The organism is Sorangium sp. So ce281 (genome assembly GCF_051527395.1).
GTDB classification, from domain to species: domain Bacteria; phylum Myxococcota_A; class Polyangia; order Polyangiales; family Polyangiaceae; genus Sorangium; species Sorangium cellulosum_B.
Map to the genome: position 1 here is coordinate 8,367,006 of NZ_CP150322.1, position 17,683 is coordinate 8,384,688.

The following is a 17,683-nucleotide window of genomic DNA, read 5'->3' on the forward strand; positions in this document are numbered from 1 at the left end:
AGGAATGGCATGAAGTGCGGAGGGCAGCCCAATTTTCTGCGGCGCTGACCAAAGGCTGTGGTAGGAACCCAGCTGCCTCGCGACTGCGGTCGGGTCGTGAGCGCGGCTCCGGGGTGCATGGGGGCAGAGCCCCTCGTCACGCGGTCCGCGGTCAGGTATCGCCTGGCGCACCATGCACTGCGGCGTGGCCCTACCTTCACGATCAACGCAGCCAGCGTGATCAGCGCGGAGATAGGCGTCGCGTCCCTTGCGCAACATCGTCCGGGCCATCGCGGATCGCGGGGGAAGCGCCCGGCCCAACACGCACCAGCCTCATTCACCACAACATCGATGCAAGCGGGGCGCCACACGCGGGATGCGGAAGCCGAACCTGGTGGCGCGTCCATGATCGCTCCGAGGTCACCAGGGGCACGACATGCGGCGAATTCGTAGAGACGCAACCAAGGTCTGGCACAATCCCGAGCTCCACACGGCCTATGGCCGTGGTCAGCCGAACAGCGCGGGGCTGCCGCGTCCGACGCAGAGCGGCGAGGACCGGCGGGCAGCCAAGCAACACCGCGCCGCGCTCGAGGCGCTGTTCTCTCCGCGCAAGGAGCCGGAGGCAGAGGACAGCAAGGGCGGGCGCGTCAAGTCCGGACGCGACGCCGCGTCCAAGGCGCCGGGGCGCATCGTCCTCGCGCCGCCTCCGCAGAGCGACCCGAAGGCCATCGAGCGCCAGCGGCTCCTGTCGAAGCTGCTCTGCGCGTCGGGCCGGCCCAACATCTCCAAGGCCGCGAACGAGTTCCTCCGCGCCGGCCACACCTTCCCCGCGGAGCAGGACGTGTACCTGCAGCTGCTCGAGCACAGCGACGAGCAGCGCATCCAGGAGGCGATCGACGAGCTCGCGGGCATCCTCGTCGGCGAGCTGCCGAAGCGGCGCGCCGTGCTCGAGTCGCGGCTCCGCCGCATCGAGGAGTTCGCGGAGGAGCTCGCGACGCGCGAGGCCGCCGAGCGGCTGCGCCGCCAGGTGAGCGGCAGGCCCGAGGCCCCGGCCGCGGACGGCGCGCCCCGGCGCGGCGCGAGCGGCGACATCTCCGAAGCGAGCGGCGAGGCGGAATGACGCGCGCGGAATTCGAGGCCGAGCTCCGCAAGCTGATCCAGACGTTCGAGACGGGCACCGGCAACGAGCGGTGCGTCGCGTGCGTGTCGTGCGAGCGCTGCGTCGACTGCACGTTCTGCCGCAACTCGAAGGCGCTGCAGCGGTGCCACTACTGCGTCGACACCCAGCGCTCCTCGGACAGCACGCACTGCCGCGGCTGCCGCGATCTCATCGCGTGCAGCCACTGCGTCGCGTCCGAGCGGTGCACGCAGTCGTCGTACCTCGTGCGCTCGGTCGACTGCACCGGCTGCACCTACTGCTTCGGCTGCGTGGGGCTCGTCCGGAAGGACTTCCACATCCTCAACCAGCCGTACGATCGCGGCACCTACTTCAAGCTCACGGCCAAGCTGATGCGCGAGCTCGGGCTGAGCGCGGGCACCGGGGCGGAGCCCGCCGCCGCGCCGAGTCGAAGCGCGGTAGCGCAGCGCTAGCGATGCGCGCGGTCGTTCAACGCGCGCTCGGCGCGCGCGTCGAGGTCGGAGGCCAGGTGGTCGGCGCGATCGAGCGCGGCCTCGTGGCCTTCGTCGGCGCCGCGAAGGACGACGACGACGCCGACGCCGACCACGTCGCGAGCAAGATCGCGGGCCTCCGCGTGTTCAGCGACGACGCCGGCAAGATGTCGCGGGCGCTCGCGGACGTGCGCGGCGGCGGCGTGCTCGCGATCAGCCAGTTCACGCTCTTCGGGGACGTCCGGCGCGGCCTGAGGCCGAGCTTCGACGGCGCCATGGAGCCCGTGCGCGCCGAGGCGCTGTACGATCGCTTCGTCGCCGCCTTGCGGGCCCGCGGCCTCGCGGTGGCCACGGGCCGCTTCCGCGCCGACATGCGCGTGTTCGTCGAGAACGACGGCCCGGTCACCATCCTCATCGATTCGAAGCGGACGTTCTGAGGGATCCGCTGCGTTCGGCGGCGACGGCCCCCTTCTCTCCGAGCGCCGCGCAGGCTACGGGAGAGCCATGCGGATCACCATCGTGGGCGCGGGGGCGCTCGGGCGGGTCTACGGCGTGCGCCTCGCCGCCCAGGGAGACGACGTCACGTTCGTGGTCCGGCCCGAGCGCGCCGGCGACGTACGGCCGTTCGTGGTCGAACAGGTGAACGGCGCCGATCGGCGCGACACGCTCGATCGCCCGCGCCTCGCGACCGAGATCCCGGCCGACGCGGACGTCGTCCTGATCACCGTGCGCTTCGATCAGCTCGTCCCGCGCGCTGACCTCGGCGGCGCCGCGCAGCGCGCGGCGGGCAGGTCGGTGGCGGATCTGCTCCGCGGCGGCCCCCCGGCCGCGCCCGCCGTGGTGCTCACGCCGCTCCTGCCAAGGCAGCGCGCCGACCTCGAGGAGGCCGCCCAGCGCCGCATCACCCCCGCGATGCCGGGCGTCTCGGGCTACCTCGACGAGCGCGGCGTGGTCCGCGCCTGGATCACCGAGCTCGCTCCCACGCTCATCGACGAAGAGGGAGGCGCCCCCGCGGAGCGACCGCCGCTCGAGGAGCTCGCGCGCCGCCTCACGAGCGCCGGTGTCCCGGCGCGGCTCGAGCCCGACGTGGGCGCGCAGAACGTGGCCACCACGACCGCGTTCTTCCCGCTGATCGCCGCCATCGACGCGGGCGGCGGGGCGAGCGCCCTCCTCGAGAACGACGGCGTGCTCCGCACCGTGATCGAGGCCACGAGAGAGTCCGTGGCGCTCGCGGACCGGCTGGGCAAGGTGGCCCCGTGGACGAAGCTCCTCCTCCGGTGCATCGGGCCGCTCACGCTGAAGCCGGGCATCGCGCTCGTGCGCCTGCTGGCCCCGGAGTTCTTGCGGTTCCTCGACGTGCATTTCGGCCCCAAGCTCCACGCGCAGCACCTCGCGATGGGCGCCGCCGTCCTCGAGATGGGCCGAGAGCGCGGCGTGAGCATGCCGGCGCTCGAGCGGCTGCTCGCGCACCTCGGCGGCCGCCCACGGGCGCGCTGAGCCGCGGCTTCCCGCGCGCGGCTTGGCGCGTCGCTGCGTCAGCGCGCGCGCGCGGCCGCGAGCTGCGCCGCGAGCGCGATCGCCTCGCGCATGCCGCGCGGGTCGGCGCGCCCCGTTCCCGCGAGATCGTACGCGGTGCCATGGTCGACGCTCGTGCGCACGATCGGCAGGCCGAGCGTGACGTTCACGGCCTCGCCGAAGCCCAGGAGCTTGCTCGGGATCGTCGCCTGGTCGTGGTACATGGCGACGACCCCGTCGAGCGCGCCGCGCGCCGCGAGCCGGAACGCCGTCTCCGCGCCGACGGGTCCGGTCAGCTCCGCCGCCGGGCCCGAGCGCGAAAGCCGCCGCGCCGCGAGGCGGATCCCCGGCGTGATCCGCACCTGCTCTTCGTCGCCGAGGAGCCCGCCTTCGCCTGCGTGCGGGTTGAGCGCGGCCACGGCCACGCGCGGCCTCTCGCGGCCGAGATCGCCGAGCAGCCGCGCGAGCCACACCGCGGCGCGCGCCACCTCGCGCGGGCTCACCGCCTCCGGCACCTCGCGCAGCGGCAGGTGGGTCGTCACGAGGGCGGTCACGAGCTTGCCCGAGGCGAAGGCCATCGTGACCTCGCGCGCGCGGAGCCGCCGGCCCAGGTGCTCGGTGTGCCCGAGGAAGTCCGCGGACCCCGGCGCGCCGCTCGTGGCGATCGCGTGCTTCGACGCGGGCCCCGTGACCAGCGCCGCAGCGACGCCTTCGCGGACCAGATCCGTCGCCGCGTCGATCCACGCGAGCTGCGCCGCGCCGTCCTCGGCCTCGGGCCGGCCGAACGCGCTCGGCCGCGAGAGCCGCGCGCTGCCCGCCCAGAGCCCGATCGCGCCGGGCGCGAGCTCCTCGATGGCGGCGCGCCCATCGACGACGACGAGCCGCCGGGCCGCGACCCGGACGAGCCTCGCTGCCCGCCGGATGATCGCCTCATCGCCGACGAGCACGCAGCGCGCGCCCTCGACGGACGCCGCGCCGGCCACCGCCACCTCGGGGCCCACCCCGCTGGGGCACCCGACGCTGATCGCGACGATCGGCGGCCCGGCGGGGCGCGAGCGATCGCCGCCGGTGCGGCGCGCGGCGGCGGTCGCTCGCGCGCCGCCGCGGCGAACCGGCGGCGTCATCGGGTGATGCGCCGCTCGCGCCCGGGCGGCGCGGCGTCGTTCGCCGAGGGCGCCGCTCGCCGCTTGGCTTGCGCGTCCTCCTCCTCGTCGCCCTCGCCCTCGTCCTCGTCGCCCTCGTCGTCGCTGTCCTCGTCCTCGTCCTCGTCCTCGTCCTCGTCGCGCAGCTCCCCGCGCTCGTCGCCCTGGGCCTCCTCGCCGGCCCCGCTCCGCTGGAGCGCCCTGCTCGCATCGCCGCCCTCGGGACCACCGGCGCCGGGGCTCGGCGACTCGAGGCGGTACCCGGCCCCGCGCAGCGTGACGAGCGGCAGCGCCGCGCCGAGCTTCGCCCTGAGACGCCTCACGTGGATGTCGACGGTCCGCGCGCCGCCCTCGTACTGGCTGCCCCAGACACGGCGGAGAAGCTCCGTCCGCGACACAACTTTTCCGCGGCGCTCGCACACGTACGAGAGCAGCGCGAACTCCTTCGCGGTGAGCGGCACGTGCATGCCGCCGACCGAGACGTCGTGGGCCGCGCGATCGATGACGATCGCGCCCACCTTCACCCGCTCCTCGGTCGCGAACTCGCTGCGGCGCCACTCGACGAGGCGCACGCGCGCGTAGAGCTCGGCGGGCACGTACGGCACGAGCAGGAAGTCGTCGAAGCCGCTGGACGGCTCGATCCGCGCGATCTGCGCGACGCTCACGGCGACCAGCGCGCCGACCTCCTCGAGGCGCGGCTCGCGGCGCAGCGCGCGCAGCGCCGCGGCGGCCAGGTCCGGCCTGTCGAGCGCCTCGACGACGATCGCCCGCGCCTTGCTCTCGTCGTCGTGGAAGAGCCGCGGTGGATCGTCCCAGAGATCCAGGGTTCGCACGTCAGCGCCCAGCGAGCGCAAGACCGATGCGGCACCCTCGTCGCGCTCCAGATCCGGTCCGTGTCCAACGATGGCTATGAACGAGCGACGCGCCATGAACGCCCCGTATACGGGTGTCACGACGGGCCGGCAAGACGCACCGCGCTAAACCCACCAACACCGCTGCGGGGCTTACCTTCCGCCTGACGTTCCAGTCTTGAAAATCAGCCGATCCGCGTTCCGCCGACCGTGATGAGATCGATCTTGATTGTGGGGCAGCCAACACCCACGGGGACGCTCTGTCCGTCCTTGCCGCACGTCCAGATGCCGTCGGAGACGGCGACGTCGTGGCCGAGCATGGTGACGCGCCGGAGCACCTCGGGGCCGTTGCCGATGAGGTTCACGCCCTTGAGGGGCGCGGTCAGCTTGCCGTCCTCGATGAGGTAGCTCTCGGTCAGAGAGAAAACGAAATCGCCGTTCGAGATGTCGACCTGGCCGCCGCCGAACTTCTTCGCGAAGACGCCTCGCTTCACGGACCTCACGATCTCCTCGGGATCATGGGGGCCCGCGAGCAGGATGGTGTTCGTCATCCTGGGCATCGGCGCGGCGGCGAAGCTCTCGCGCCGCCCGTTGCCGGTCGGCGTGAGCCCGAAGTGCCGGGCCGAGAGCCGGTCGTGCATGTACCCGACGAGCTTGCCGTTCTCGATGAGCGTGCTGCGCTCGGGCTCGTGGCCCTCGTCGTCCACGTTGATCGTGCCGCGCGACTGGAGGAGCGTCGCGTCGTCCACCACGGTGCAGAGCGGGCTCGCGACGTCCTTGCCGACCTGTCCCGCGTAGTTGCTGGTCCCCTTGCGGTTGAAGTCCGCCTCGAGCCCGTGCCCCACCGCCTCGTGGAGCAGGATGCCGCTGTCGCCCGGGGCGAGCACGACGTTCATCTCGCCGGCGGGCGCGTCGCGGGCGTCGAGCATCGCGACCGCCTGCCGGGCGGCCTCCTCGGCGTGCCACTCCGGCGACTTGCCCTCGAAGTAGGCCGTCGTCATGCGCCCGCCGCCGCCGCTCGAGCCTTCCTGGCGCTTTCCGCTGCGCTCGGCGAGCGCCCGCACGCCGAAGCGGATGAGCGGCTGGACGTCGTGCGCCATCCGCCCGTCGCTCGTGGCCACGAGGACCTCGCGCACCTCCTCGACGAAGCTCGCCTCCGCCTTGACGATGCTGGGATCGTAGGCGAGCGCCGCGGCGCTCGCGCGCTCGAGCAGCGCGCGCTTCGCGAGCCCGGGGGCGTCGAGCGAGATGCTGGGCAGCTCGTAGCGGGTCGGCAGCTCGCGGCGCCTGAGCTCGATCTTCTCCTTGCCGCCCGAGCCCGTCGCGATCTGCGCCGCCGTCTCGGCCGCGCGGCGCATCGCCTCCCAGGTGAGGTCCTCCGTGTACGCGTACCCGGTCGCGTCGCCTCGCTGGACGCGGACGCCGACCCCCATCGACACCCCGCGCGAGGCCGCCTTGAGGATCCCTTCGTCGAAGGTGAACCCGCCTCCGGCGCGGTACTCGAAGAAGAGGTCAGCGTAATCACCACCCTTGGACAGGGCGACCGAGAGGAGCCGCTCGCAAAGCGCGGCGTCGACGGCATTTTCCTCTCCAGGAGCGAACGGGGCGCGGTAGGCCTGGCTGCGCGACATGGTGCCCAACTCTAGGTCCATTCGCCGTGACGGTCGAGAAACGGCGGCGCTCCGGAGCGCCCTCCCGCCGGCGCCCGCGCTCGCCCCCGGCGACGGCCGAGCTCGCGACCTACCCCCTGCCCTTTCATCCGGCGCGGCGCGCGTACATCGCCCGCGCGGCGCGCGTACATCGCCCGCGCGGCGCGCGTACATCGCCCGCGCGGCGCGCGTACATCGCCCGCGCGGCGCGCGTACATCGCCCGCGCGCGATGGGTACCAGGCGTACCAGGCGTACCAGGCGTACCAGGCGTACCAGGCGTACCAGGCGTACCAGGCGCATCCGGCGATCGCGGGGTCGCGCGACCTCCAGCGAAGCGGCCGCGGGTCGGCGGGTCGTGGAAGATCGCACGAAATGTGCAACAAGGCCGCTCGACTGCTAGGCTTAACGCTGTCTTCGCGGGAATGGCGGCGCTCGCCACCCTCCCCGCGATCTTCGCGAATCCCCGGCCGTTCAGCGCGTTCCTACAGGTAGGGCGCGCTCTTCGACGCGCCTCGACCGGACCGCCCGCGTCCGACCGGGGCGGGGGCTCGCGGCCACCGCGCCAGGCGGTCGCCGCGTCGTCAGACAGGGCCCCCGGGGGGCCGCACACTGCAAACAAGCACCTTCGCGGTAGCTTCCGGAACTTCCGGTGCCGCGCGCTTGTACGTGGTGGCGGGATTGGCTAGGTGTTTTTTAGGCGAGGTGAGGGATGCCGGCGAGGCGCCCGAGCAACGCCTTGCTGCCCTCAGCAGGAGATTCCCATCGCCGTGGCGGTCGATCGCGACAAGGTACTCCAGACCGCGCAGAAGCTTGTCGAGCGGAAGCGCTTCGACAAGGCCATCGCCGAGTACCAGAAGCTGGTCGCAGACGATCCGAAGGACGTCCGCACGCTGCTCAAGATCGGCGACCTCTACCTGAAGACGGAGGAGTACGTCGAGGCGATCACCACCTACGAGCGCGTCGGCCAGTTCTACTCCCTCCAGGGCTTCGCGCTCAAGGCGATCGCCGTTTACAAGCAGATCCGCGAGATCATCCACAAGCACGTCCCGCAGTACGAGGATCGCTTCGGCCACATCGTCCCGCGCCTCGCGGAGATCTACACGCAGCTCGGGCTCACGAGCGACGCGCTCGCCGCCTACGACGAGGTCGCGACGCGCCTGCTCCGCGCGGGGCGCGACCGCGACGCGATCGACATCTTCAAGCGGGTCGTCGACCTCGACCCGAACAACCCCCTCGCCTATCTCCGCCTCGCGGAGGCGCTGATCCGGGTCCGCGACTACGACGCCGCGATCCAGCGCTTCGGGACGGCGGCCGAGCTCCTGCTCAAGCTCGGGCGGCGCGACGACGCGCTGAAGGTGGTCGAGCGCCTGCTGCAGCACCGCCCCGACGCCCGATTCGCCCGCATGGCCGCCGAGATCTACCTCGACCGCGGCGACCCGAGCGACGGGATGTCGGCCCTGACCAAGCTCCAGATCGCGTTCAAGGAGAACCCGAAGGACCTGGAGACGCTCGCGCTCCTCGCCCGCGCCTTCGACCTGCTCGGGCAGCCGGCCAAGGCGATCGAGGTGCAGAAGGAGTCGGCGCGCATCGCCAAGGAGGCCGGGCGGGTCGACCAGTTCACCGCGCTCGTCTCGGCCCTGATCACGCGCGCCCCGAACGACGAGGGCGTGCGCCAGCTCGCCTCCCAGATCGCGCCCTCGTCGAGGAACACGCGCGCGTCGATCGACGTCGAGCTCGAGGAGGAGGAGGACGAGGAGGCGGAGGAGCTCGACGTCGAGGACGACGAGCCCGCGTCCGCGGTGCCGATCCCGCTCCGCGCGTCGCAGCCCTCGACGTCGCCGATCGCGAGCCCGAGGCAGCTCGTCGCGCACGCCGAGAGCCTCCGGCGCGACCGGCAGTACGACAAGGCGATCGCCCTCCTCCAGGGCGGCGTCGCCCGGCTGCCGGCCGCTCGAGAGCTGCGCGAGAAGCTCTGCGATGTCCTGATCGAGGCGGGCGACCAGGACGCCGCCGTCGAGCAGATGCTCGCGTTCGCGCAGCAGCTGGCCAGCGAGGACGCCGTCGACGACGCGGCGAGGCTCCTCGACGAGGTGCTGCTCCTCGATCCCGGCAACGCCCAGGCCACGGAGATGCTCAACCTGCTCGGCTACGCCGTGCCGCAGGAGGAGGAGCTCGCGGAGGAAGACACCGCCGGGCCGGAAGCCTCGCCGACGGCCGGTGAGAACGACGCCTATGCGTCCGAGGTGCCGAGCCAGGACCTCTACGACCCCGACGCGCCGCTGCCCGCGTACACCCTCGATGAAGACGGCGTCGTCGAGGCGCTCCCCCGGCGGCCCGAGCTCGTCACGCACCTCGACGATCCGTTCGCGAACGAGCCGCCGCTGCCGAGCTTCCCGATCGAGGACGTCGAGGAGCTCGAGGACGTCGAGGAGCTCGAGGCCATCGACGACGAGGAGGAGGAGACGGCGTCGGTCAACCCGAGCCGCGCGCCCGAGCACCCCCTCGCCGTCGCTGCGTCCCAGGCTCCGCCCCCGGCGTCGTCGATACCTCCCCCTCCCGTGCTCGCCGCGCCGCCGCCGGCCCTGTACAGCCCGGTGTCGGGCCGACCGGCGTCGGTCCGGCCGGTGTCGGGCCGCTCCGTGCCGCCGGGCTCCTTGCGGCGCGCGGACGCGCTCGACGAGGACGCGCTCGAGGAGGTCGAGTTCTTCGCGCAGCACGGGATGTTCGACGAGGCGCGGAACATCCTCGAGGAGCAGCTGGCGCGGCTGCCGAACCACCCGCTCCTGATGGAACGGCTGCGCGAGGTCACGGAGCTGGCCTCGGACGCGCGGGTGGTGGTGCGGGCGGCGACCGACAACGAGAGCGGCACCCGGGCCGTCCCGCGCGGCAGCGAGCGGCCGGACGAGGATCGCGCGTTCGACATCGCCGAGTCGCTCAAGATGATCGACGAGCTCGAGGTCGTGCCGGGCTCGGTGACGGGCGTCCAGGACGATCCTCGGCAGATCAGCGTCGAGAGCGTCTTCGAGCAGTTCAAGGCGGGCGTCGCGGCGCAGATCTCCGAGTCCGACGCGTCGACGCACTACGATCTCGGCGTCGCCTACAAGGAGATGGGCCTCTACGCCGACGCCATCGGCGAGTTCGAGCTCGCCTCCCGCGACCCCGGGCGAGAGTGCGTCTGCCAATCGATGATCGGCGTCACCCACCTCCAGATGGGCAACATCGAGGCAGGCATCGACGCGCTGATCCGCGGGCTGCACGCCTCGCACAAGACGGTCGAGCAGGAGCTCGCGCTGACCTACGAGATCGCGAACGCCTACGAGATGCGCGGCGTCCCCGAGCAGGCGCTCTACTACTTCCAGCGCGTCGCCAGGATGAGCCCGAGCTACAGCGACCCGCGCGGCAGCGTGGCGGAGCGGCTGCGCCGCATCGACGTCCCGAAGCCGGCCGCGCGCGCCGTCGGCGCCGAGATGATCGCCGACGAGTTCGACGCCGCCTTCGACGACATGCTCCCGAGCGGCAAGCTGCCCTGAACCCATAGCGCGCGCGGGCGCGCCCTGGAACCGCCAGAAATTGGGCCACGGCGGGCGCTCTCCGGTACCGGACGAGCATGAACCGACCGCTCCTCCTCGCCGCCCTCACCTCGGTCCTGGCTGCCGGCTGCGGCGCCGGGATCGAGACGAACGCTCGCTCCGGTCGCCCGCAGGACGCCTCCGCCAAGGTGGCGGCGCAAGCGCGGCGCGAGGTCCCGCAGCGCGCGAAGGGCCCGGACGAGCGCGGCCCGATCGCCGAGCAGGCGCCCGGCGCGCGCAAGCCCGGCGATTATGTGGCCTACCGGTTCTCGGGCAGCTTCAGGAAGACGCCGCTGCTCCTCACGCAGCGGGTCGTCGCGCGCGAGGGGGACGTCCTCGTGGTCGACGTGATCCTCGAGGACGGCAAGCAGGCCGAGGCGCTGCGGGTCCGCATGAGCGACGAGCCCAGCAGGCGCGGTGAGATCCTCGGCGCGGCGTGGATCGACGACGGCGCGGAGCGGCCGGCGACCCTCTCGGCCTACGACGCGATGATGGCCAAGACCGCGCTCGCCGCCGACGAGAACGAGGACGTGCTCGGCAGCGAGGCGGTGAACGTCGAGGTCGGCGGCGCCTCCATCCCGTGCCAGCGGACGAGCTTCCGCGTGCGCCTCGGCAAGACGAAGGCGACGATGCGCACGCTCCAGAGCGACGACTTCACCTGGGGCGACGTGGGCGGTGAGATCACGGCGGAGGACGGGCGCGTGCTCTACCGCGCCGAGCTGATCGACAGGGGCCACGCCGACATGGACGAGCGCGCGGCCGCCGGCGCAGGGCCCGGCCTCGCGCCCCGACCGGCGACCGTGGCGCGCTCCACCGACGAGGACGAGGCGTACGACGACTACGAAGACTGAGGCGGCAGGGGCGCGTCGCCCCGATTTCCCTTCGCGACGAGGATCTCGATCGAGCGCGCGGCCGCCGCTTTGACCAGGTGGCCCATCTTCGGGTGCTCCGGCTCGAAATCCGGCTCGATCCCCTCGGCGCGCAGCGCCTCCGTGCAGACCGGCCCGATGGACGCCACCACGCCCCGCGCGAGCGCGGCGCGCAGCCGCTCGACGAGCCCCTCCTCGGCCGCCACGAGGAGCGCGTGCTCGACCTGCGCGCGGCTCGTGAAGAGCGTGATCGCCGCGCCGCCGTCCGCCATGAGGCGGAGCGCCTGCCGGAGCGGCGCCGTGTCCTCCGGGAGCGCCCAGCGGTACACCGGCACCGGCGTGACCTGCGCGCCGGCCGCCGCGAGGCTCGCGTAGAGCTCGTGGCTCGGCGCGCCGTGCTCCTGGACGGCGACGCGCTTTCCGCGCAGGTCGCCGAGCGCGCTGACGGCCTCGACGATCTCTCGCCAGGTGTTCGGCTCCCGGACGGTGGTGAAGCGGGTCAGGCCCAGCTCGCGCAGCGCCGCGGCCGGCTTGGGGCCGCGCACGACGATCTGCACGGACGAGAGCGCCGCCGCCAGGAGAGATACGCCCTGGGCGTCCGCGCCACCGTCGCCATCGGACGCCCCGCCGCCCTGGTTCGGCTCGAGCGCGGGCGCCGCCTCGGCCACGAGCGCCCGGGTCCCGACGCCGGTCATCAGGATCACGAGGTCGAACTCGGCGCCCGCGAGGCGCCGCGCGAAGTCGAGGGCGCGCTCGTTCCTGTCGATGGGCACCTCGCGGAGCGTGGGCGCCGTGACGGGCACGCCGCCATACCGCTGGATCAGCGAGGCCATCTCGGAGGCGCGGCGGCTCTCGAAGCAGATGACGCGGCGCCCGGCGAAGTCAGACGGCGCGGGCGGAGAAGGACGGTCGTTGCGTGGGTGGGTGGGCGTGCTCACCCGCGCAGCATAGCCCGGGTCCGGCGCGGGCGGGTTTCGGGCGGTGGACCAGTTTGCTAAGCTCCTCCGTGTGAGCCATCCGATGAGCAACGAGGCTTCCGGGGTCCAGGGGAGCGGGCTCTCGCGTGCGACGTCGGAGAACGACGTCGGCCCTGATCCCGTCATCGGCGCGGGCATCGCGCTGCTCGGCATCTTCTTGATGGGGGTGGGGGGCGCGCAGGGCGCGCACTACCTCTTCAACTTCGGCGTGCTCGTGGCGGTGCTCGGGGCCGTCCTGTTCGTCCTGTTCGTGGCGCTCACGGCGCTGAAGCAGCGACGGGCGCTCGGCCTCGCGAACCGCGCTCCGAGCCCCGAGGGCAGCGCCGAGCAGCGCGACGCGCGCGACTGATCGAGCGCGACGGAACAGACGGAGCAGACGAGCGCGCTTGCGCCCGGCTCACGCCGGGGGCTCGCCGCCGGGATCGCTCCGGTCGTCCGGCGGCGCCGGGGAGCCCGCCTGATGGACGGCCTCGACGGCGAGGTCGGGCTCGATGTCGGCGAGCGAGACGCCGAGCTCCTCGGCGATGCGCTCGATCTCGGCCCGCTCGGCCGGCGTGGGCGCGCCGTCCGCCGCCGCGAGCCGGATCAAGAGGCGCACGACCTCCACCCGCTCGCTCGCGTTGCAGAGCGCCTTGAGCTCGCGGTAACAGCGGTCGACCTCGCCCTCCTGGAGCGCGGGCAGCTTGCCCTGGAGGGCGTTGAACACCGCCTCGACGCCGCTCGGCGCGAGCCCGTCGACGTGCGTGAGCAGCTCGCGGAGCAGCTCGTCTTCCTTGTCGGAGAAGCGGCCGTCGACGCAGGCGACCTTGCCGAGCAGGACGATGACGGTGGCGATGTAGCGGAGGACGACCGCCTCGTCGTCCGGGAGCGCCGCGCGGAGCTCCGTCAGGAGGGCGTCGAGGTTCGGGAACGAGCCTCCCTGCTTCAGGCCGAGCCAGGCGAGGAGTCCCACGTGATGAGGCTACCAGATCCTCGCCGGACAGGGCAGCCCGGCGGAGCATTGCCCTCTACGCCCGTCACCGCGGTGGTCCATGTCGCCTTGGCTGTCGTCGCCTTCGTCCATTTGCCAGCGACCTACTCCTCACCGCCGCGGTCCGCAATCCAATCGTCCACGGGGTTGTCGGACTTCGGGGTCTTCAGGATCGAGCCGTCAGGCCCGTCCTTGCGCACGACGAGCGTGCGCCGCGTCGTGGTGTCGGGCGTCTCGCGCGCGACCACGGAGATCACGTTGACCCCCGGCCGGAGCGGCGCCTCGAACGAGAACTCGGCCTTCTTCGGGTCGGCGCCGTCGCGGTTCGACTTGTAGTAGAGCTTCCGCGACCCGACGAAGATGAAGGTGTCGAGCAGCCGCTCGCTGTCCGACGCCGTCCCCGTGATCTTCACGGTGCCGGCCGTCGTCGCCAGCGCCGCCGCGGCGATGTCCAGCGTCGGCGGCGCGTGCGAGTAGAGGTCCTCGAACGCGACCGCCGCCGGGGCCGGCCCGCCGCCAGGGGCCACCTCGCGCGCCGCGACGAACGCGAAGCGCCCCGCGCCGAGGTCGATCTTGAGGAACCCGCCCGACGCCTCGCCGAGCACCTTGACCACGGTGCCCGCCGGGAGCCGGCCGAAGCCGCGCGCGCTCGCCTCCGGCGACGGCAGCAGCGTCGCCCCCCCGGTCCCGGCCTTCGCCGTGGAGCCGCCGCCGCTGAGCTGGATGCGCGGTGAGATCGGGATCTTCACCTTCTCGCTGGCGAACTCGCGGAGATCGCGATCGCCCACCGAGAGCAACAGGGTCGCCTCGGGCTCCGAGAGCTGTGACTCCACGTCGAAGGTGAAGGCCACCTTGCGCACGTCGCCCGGCTTCATGTTGGGGATGTCGAAGCGCCCCGCGTGCAGCAGCAGCCCGTCGCCCGAGCGGCTCGCGAGGTTCGCCTGCGTCTCGTACGACGGCCCCTTGCCGACGTTCTTGACGGTCAGGTACATGCTGACCCGCTCGCCCTTCTGGATGAGCCCGTCGCCGTTGCCTTCGCGGTCGTCGACGATCTGGTAGGCGTACTGGAAGAGCGGCCGGTCGAGCGCGCGCACCGTGGGCCGGATCTCGGCCGAAGGCGGCTCTGGCGCCCCCTCGACCTCGAACTTCACCTTGACGCCATCGCTCCGCGACAGGGCGTCCATGGGGATCCTGCACACGCGCTTCTTCGGCTCCTTGCGCGGCCGGATCGGGCAGAAGGGCTCCTCCACCTCGCACCAGCCGAGCGGCACCTTCGCGGTCTTCGTCTGGCCGGGCGCGATCTTGCCGAAGATGAGCTCCTTGCTGTCGAAGTACGAGTTGTCGCTCTCCGTGGTCCCACGGAGCCGGTAGACCGGCTGCTTTCCGTTGTTCTTGACCGTGACTCGGAGCTCCATCGGCTGGCCCGCGGTCGCCTCGGCGTTCGGGCGATCGGTCTCGACCTTCACGTCGAGCTCGGACTTCGCCGCCGGCGTGACCCCCTCGGGCGCGTCGGACCAGTCGACGCTGAGCTTCGCCAGCTCGGCCGCGACCTTGCCCAGCTCCTCCTTGCCGACCTGCTCGATGTGATCGTGCACCGCCCGGAGCTGCTGGAGCCTCGGGGTGGAAGGCGGCATCCGCGCGGCGAGCTCCCGCGCGAAGCGGATGGGGAAGTCGAGGGCGAAGTCCTCGTCGATGTCGCCCCCGCGATCGCGCATCTGCTCGCGCTCGGCGCTCGTGAGCTGGTAGCGAACGACCTCGGACGGCTTGCCTGCGGCCGCCGCCCGCGCGTTCGAGAGGTGCGCCGAGAGGTCGCGCTCCCGGAGCCCGTCCTTCTGCACCGTGAGATCCATCTCGGTCTCGTCGACCGTCATCGGATCGAGCTCGATGTCCGGCGTGACGCCGACGCCCTGGATCGAGATGTCGCCCGGCGTCAGGTACTGCGCGATCGTGAGCTTGAGGGCCGCCTTCTCGGCCGTGACGTCGGGGAAGACGAGCTGCACGCTGCCCTTGCCGAACGTCTGAGAGCCGACGATGACGGCGCGATCGTTGTTCTTGAGCGCGCCGGCCACGATCTCGCTCGCGCTCGCGCTGTTGCCGCTCACGAGCACCACGATCGGGTACAGCGGCTCGGTGCCCGGCCCCTTGGCGCGCTTCTCCTCGCGCCCCTCGGAGGCGCCGACCGTGGACACGATGACGCCGTCGGCGAGGAACTTGTCGGCGATGCGCGCGGCCTGATCGAGCAGCCCGCCCGGGTTGCCGCGCAGGTCGAGCACGAGCCCCTTCAGCTGGCCCTTGGAGCGAAGCCCCTCGAGGGCCGCGTCGAGCTCCGCGGTCGACGTCGCCTGGAACTGCTTGAGCCGGACGTAGCCGACGCCGCCGTCCAGCGCGCGCGACTCGACGGACTTCACCTTGATGACCTCGCGGGTCAGCTTGAACGGCTTCGTGCTGGCCTCGCCCTCGCGGGCCACCCACACGGTGACGTCCGTGCCAGGATCGCCGCGGAGCCTCCGCACGGCGTCGTCGAGCGACATGTTGACCGTCGACTCGTTGTTGATCCGCTCGATGTGATCGCAGCGCTGGAGGCCCGCCTTCCCCGCGGGCGTGTCCGGCATGGGGCTCAGCACCGTGACCTTCTGGTCGCGCATCGAGATCACGACGCCCAGCCCGCCGAACGCGCCCGACGTGGAGAGGTTCATCTCCTTGTACGCCTCGGGGCTCAGGAACGACGAGTGCGGGTCGAGCGTGTGCAGCATGCCGTTGCACGCGGCGTACTCGACGTCCCGCAGATCGACCTCCGTGCCGCGGAGGTTCTTCTGGAGGAAGGCGAAGACCTCGCGGAGGCGCGCGGAGACGTCCCAGGGGCCCTGGATGTTGTCGATCCGGAACTTCTTCTCGCTGGTCTCGACGCGGACGGTGACCTCGTTCGGATCCTCGTTGAGGACGATCACCTGCGCGACGTCGCGCTGGACGGCGTTGAGCGCCGACAGCAGCATCTCCTTCGGCTTGACGCGATCCGGCTCGACGTACTTGTCGCGGATCATCTTGAGCGTCTCGTTGACGGCCTCGAGGCGCGTGAGGTCGTACGGCGCCTTGGCTACCTGCCCGGTGACCGCCAGCGCAGGCTCGAACCCGCGCCAGAGCCCGCCAGGGCCGAACTGAAGGACGAAGTACGCTGCCAGCGGGAACGCGGCGGAGACGACGAGCGCCTTGGCGATGCGCTCCATGGGTCGGTGAGCCATACGGCGATCGAGTATAGACGTGCTCCAGCGAGCGTCGACCAACGTCGGTGCGCGATCGCCCCGATCGCCCCCGAGCGCCGCGTTCCAGCGCGGGCGCTACACGGGCTTCTGCGTGTCCTCTGGCTTCTCTTCGGGCTTCGCCGGCAGCTGCTTGGCGGGATCCTCGTCGTCCTCGTCGCGGATCCCCTTCTTGAAATTCCGGATGCCCTCGCCGATCCCCTTCCCGATGTCAGCGATCCTCCCCGCGCCGAAGAGGAGCAAGGCGAGGCCGATGAGGAGAGCGATTTCGAGCGGTCCGATGCGGCCCATAGCGTTGATCCCTTGAAGGCTGCCGCGCGCTCGGCGGCAGGTCGGCGGGCCACGGCCCGGTTTGCGTCGGAGCCATACCACCCATCCTCCGCACCGGCAATGCAGCGGTTCGAAGCGCTGAGACCCGTGCTAGGCTCGCGCACCGGCTTCGCTGGAGGAGAGACGAGGCGCGTGTGCACCCGCTCACTCCGCCAGCGGTTCACAAATCAAGAACGGCTCGACGGCCCAAACGGGATCGCCAGCCGGCCGGCCCGGACGCCAGGCTCGGATGAGGCCGGTGGTGATCCATGGCTTGAGCCCTCGCAGGCTTCGCGACAGTCGACACGGGGAAAATACGATGCCGATGAACCGCTTGAATCGAAAGGCAGCGCATTGTCTGGCAGGAGCGTCGGTGGCAGCGGCGGTGCTCGCCGGCGCCGCCGGGCGCGCGAGCGCGCAGGAGGCGAGCGAGGGCGACACGGTGAGCGTCGACGGCAAGGGGATCGTCGGCGGCGCGCTGCTCGGCGGCGAGGTCGTGATGCTGACCATGGGGGCGGTCGGGGTCGAGCGCGCCTGGCCGTACCTCGTGTTCGGCGGGCTCGGCGCGGTGGGCGGCGGCGTCGCCGGCTACTTCGTCGAGGCGGCGGATCCGCCCGCGGAGGTGCCGCTCTACATGCTCGCCGGCGGCATGGCGCTGGTCATCCCGACCCTCGTCGTCACCCTGAACGCCACCGCGTACAAGCCCCCCGACTCCGACCAGAGCGAGCCGATCCGCAACGAGCCGGCAGCGGAGCCCCCGCAGCCGGGGATCAACGTCCAGCTCACGACGGACGCCGCGCGGATCCTCCGGCGGGCCCGCTGGGAAGCGCCCCGGCTCGGCCTCGTCGACATCACGCCGCGCCGGGTCGCGCTCGGCGTGCCCGCGCTCTCGTTCAAGCCGCTCTACTCGCAGGACGAGATGTTCAAGTTCGGCGTGGCGCAGGGGCACGAGGTCCGCGTCCCCGTCCTCCGGGCGACCTTCTGAGG

15 protein-coding genes are annotated in these 17,683 nt (G+C 72.1%); 8 read left to right on the forward strand and 7 right to left on the reverse strand.

Annotation, left to right across the window (positions count from 1 at the left end):
* Positions 1-415 precede the first annotated feature (415 nt).
* From WMF27_RS31800 to WMF27_RS31815, 4 genes are all read left to right on the forward strand, one after another.
* Positions 416-1,099 carry a hypothetical protein gene (locus WMF27_RS31800; protein WP_437765113.1) on the forward strand — a complete coding sequence of 228 codons (684 nt, stop codon included), beginning with the start codon at positions 416-418 and terminating at the stop codon, positions 1,097-1,099.
* A complete protein-coding gene (locus tag WMF27_RS31805) occupies positions 1,096-1,569 on the forward strand; it encodes a hypothetical protein (protein WP_437765112.1) in 474 nt (157 codons plus the stop codon). Before WMF27_RS31800 ends, WMF27_RS31805 begins: the two co-directional genes overlap by 4 nt.
* A gap of 2 nt (positions 1,570-1,571) precedes the next feature.
* Positions 1,572-2,024 (forward strand): D-aminoacyl-tRNA deacylase, encoded by a 453-nt coding sequence (gene dtd, locus WMF27_RS31810; RefSeq protein ID WP_437765111.1) that lies wholly within the window; start codon positions 1,572-1,574, stop codon positions 2,022-2,024.
* Between the two features lie 67 nt (positions 2,025-2,091).
* Positions 2,092-3,084: a ketopantoate reductase family protein gene (locus tag WMF27_RS31815; protein ID WP_437765110.1), complete on the forward strand. Its 993-nt coding sequence runs from the start codon at positions 2,092-2,094 to the stop codon at positions 3,082-3,084.
* A 38-nt stretch (positions 3,085-3,122) separates the two neighbouring features.
* On the opposite strand, the gene pdxA is transcribed toward WMF27_RS31815, so the two are convergent.
* The 3 genes from pdxA to WMF27_RS31830 form a co-directional block, all read right to left on the reverse strand.
* Positions 3,123-4,226, reverse strand: coding sequence for a 4-hydroxythreonine-4-phosphate dehydrogenase PdxA (gene pdxA, locus WMF27_RS31820; protein ID WP_437765109.1), 1,104 nt, complete (start codon positions 4,224-4,226; stop codon positions 3,123-3,125).
* Positions 4,223-5,077, reverse strand: a complete 855-nt coding sequence (locus WMF27_RS31825) for a winged helix-turn-helix domain-containing protein (RefSeq protein WP_437765108.1) — start codon at positions 5,075-5,077, stop codon at positions 4,223-4,225. The genes pdxA and WMF27_RS31825 overlap by 4 nt, the downstream gene beginning before the upstream one ends.
* A gap of 203 nt (positions 5,078-5,280) precedes the next feature.
* Positions 5,281-6,726, reverse strand: coding sequence for a TldD/PmbA family protein (locus WMF27_RS31830; protein WP_437765107.1), 1,446 nt, complete (start codon positions 6,724-6,726; stop codon positions 5,281-5,283).
* Between the two features lie 786 nt (positions 6,727-7,512).
* Between WMF27_RS31830 and WMF27_RS31835 the strand changes: the two genes are divergently transcribed.
* Together WMF27_RS31835 and WMF27_RS31840 are read left to right on the forward strand one after the other, a co-directional pair.
* On the forward strand, positions 7,513-10,275 hold the full coding sequence (locus WMF27_RS31835; RefSeq protein WP_437765106.1) for a tetratricopeptide repeat protein: 2,763 nt from the start codon (positions 7,513-7,515) through the stop codon (positions 10,273-10,275).
* Positions 10,276-10,352: 77 nt separating this feature from the next.
* Positions 10,353-11,165 (forward strand): hypothetical protein, encoded by an 813-nt coding sequence (locus WMF27_RS31840; RefSeq protein WP_437765105.1) that lies wholly within the window; start codon positions 10,353-10,355, stop codon positions 11,163-11,165.
* Here WMF27_RS31840 and WMF27_RS31845 read toward each other — a convergent pair.
* Positions 11,153-12,121, reverse strand: coding sequence for a uroporphyrinogen-III synthase (locus WMF27_RS31845; RefSeq protein WP_437765104.1), 969 nt, complete (start codon positions 12,119-12,121; stop codon positions 11,153-11,155). The genes WMF27_RS31840 and WMF27_RS31845 overlap by 13 nt on opposite strands.
* Positions 12,122-12,203: 82 nt before the next feature.
* Between WMF27_RS31845 and WMF27_RS31850 the strand changes: the two genes are divergently transcribed.
* Positions 12,204-12,509, forward strand: a complete 306-nt coding sequence (locus tag WMF27_RS31850) for a hypothetical protein (protein ID WP_437765103.1) — start codon at positions 12,204-12,206, stop codon at positions 12,507-12,509.
* Between the two features lie 48 nt (positions 12,510-12,557).
* Here WMF27_RS31850 and WMF27_RS31855 read toward each other — a convergent pair whose 3' ends face one another.
* From WMF27_RS31855 to WMF27_RS31865, 3 genes are all read right to left on the reverse strand, one after another.
* Entirely contained in the window at positions 12,558-13,112 is a 555-nt protein-coding gene (locus tag WMF27_RS31855) for a TerB family tellurite resistance protein (RefSeq protein ID WP_437765102.1), read from the reverse strand.
* A gap of 122 nt (positions 13,113-13,234) precedes the next feature.
* Positions 13,235-16,369, reverse strand: coding sequence for an MXAN_5808 family serine peptidase (locus WMF27_RS31860; RefSeq protein WP_437765101.1), 3,135 nt, complete (start codon positions 16,367-16,369; stop codon positions 13,235-13,237).
* Positions 16,370-16,465: 96 nt separating this feature from the next.
* Entirely contained in the window at positions 16,466-16,678 is a 213-nt protein-coding gene (locus WMF27_RS31865) for a twin-arginine translocase TatA/TatE family subunit (RefSeq protein ID WP_437765100.1), read from the reverse strand.
* Between the two features lie 391 nt (positions 16,679-17,069).
* On the opposite strand from WMF27_RS31865, the gene WMF27_RS31870 reads away from it, so the two are divergent.
* Positions 17,070-17,681, forward strand: coding sequence for a hypothetical protein (locus tag WMF27_RS31870; protein ID WP_437765099.1), 612 nt, complete (start codon positions 17,070-17,072; stop codon positions 17,679-17,681).
* Positions 17,682-17,683: the final 2 nt, after the last annotated feature.

Bases quoted from the DNA above. Each gene is read 5' to 3' on its own strand.
- WMF27_RS31815 (WP_437765110.1), top strand. From the start codon at position 2,092: ATGCGGATCACCATCGTGGGCGCGGGGGCGCTCGGGCGGGTCTACGGC.
- WMF27_RS31840 (WP_437765105.1), top strand. From the start codon at position 10,353: ATGAACCGACCGCTCCTCCTCGCCGCCCTCACCTCGGTCCTGGCTGCC.
- pdxA (WP_437765109.1), bottom strand. From the start codon at position 4,226: ATGACGCCGCCGGTTCGCCGCGGCGGCGCGCGAGCGACCGCCGCCGCG.
- WMF27_RS31860 (WP_437765101.1), bottom strand. From the start codon at position 16,369: ATGGCTCACCGACCCATGGAGCGCATCGCCAAGGCGCTCGTCGTCTCC.
- WMF27_RS31805 (WP_437765112.1), top strand. From the start codon at position 1,096: ATGACGCGCGCGGAATTCGAGGCCGAGCTCCGCAAGCTGATCCAGACG.
- WMF27_RS31830 (WP_437765107.1), bottom strand. From the start codon at position 6,726: ATGTCGCGCAGCCAGGCCTACCGCGCCCCGTTCGCTCCTGGAGAGGAA.
- WMF27_RS31865 (WP_437765100.1), bottom strand. From the start codon at position 16,678: ATGGGCCGCATCGGACCGCTCGAAATCGCTCTCCTCATCGGCCTCGCC.
- WMF27_RS31850 (WP_437765103.1), top strand. From the start codon at position 12,204: ATGAGCAACGAGGCTTCCGGGGTCCAGGGGAGCGGGCTCTCGCGTGCG.
- WMF27_RS31800 (WP_437765113.1), top strand. From the start codon at position 416: ATGCGGCGAATTCGTAGAGACGCAACCAAGGTCTGGCACAATCCCGAG.
- dtd (WP_437765111.1), top strand. From the start codon at position 1,572: ATGCGCGCGGTCGTTCAACGCGCGCTCGGCGCGCGCGTCGAGGTCGGA.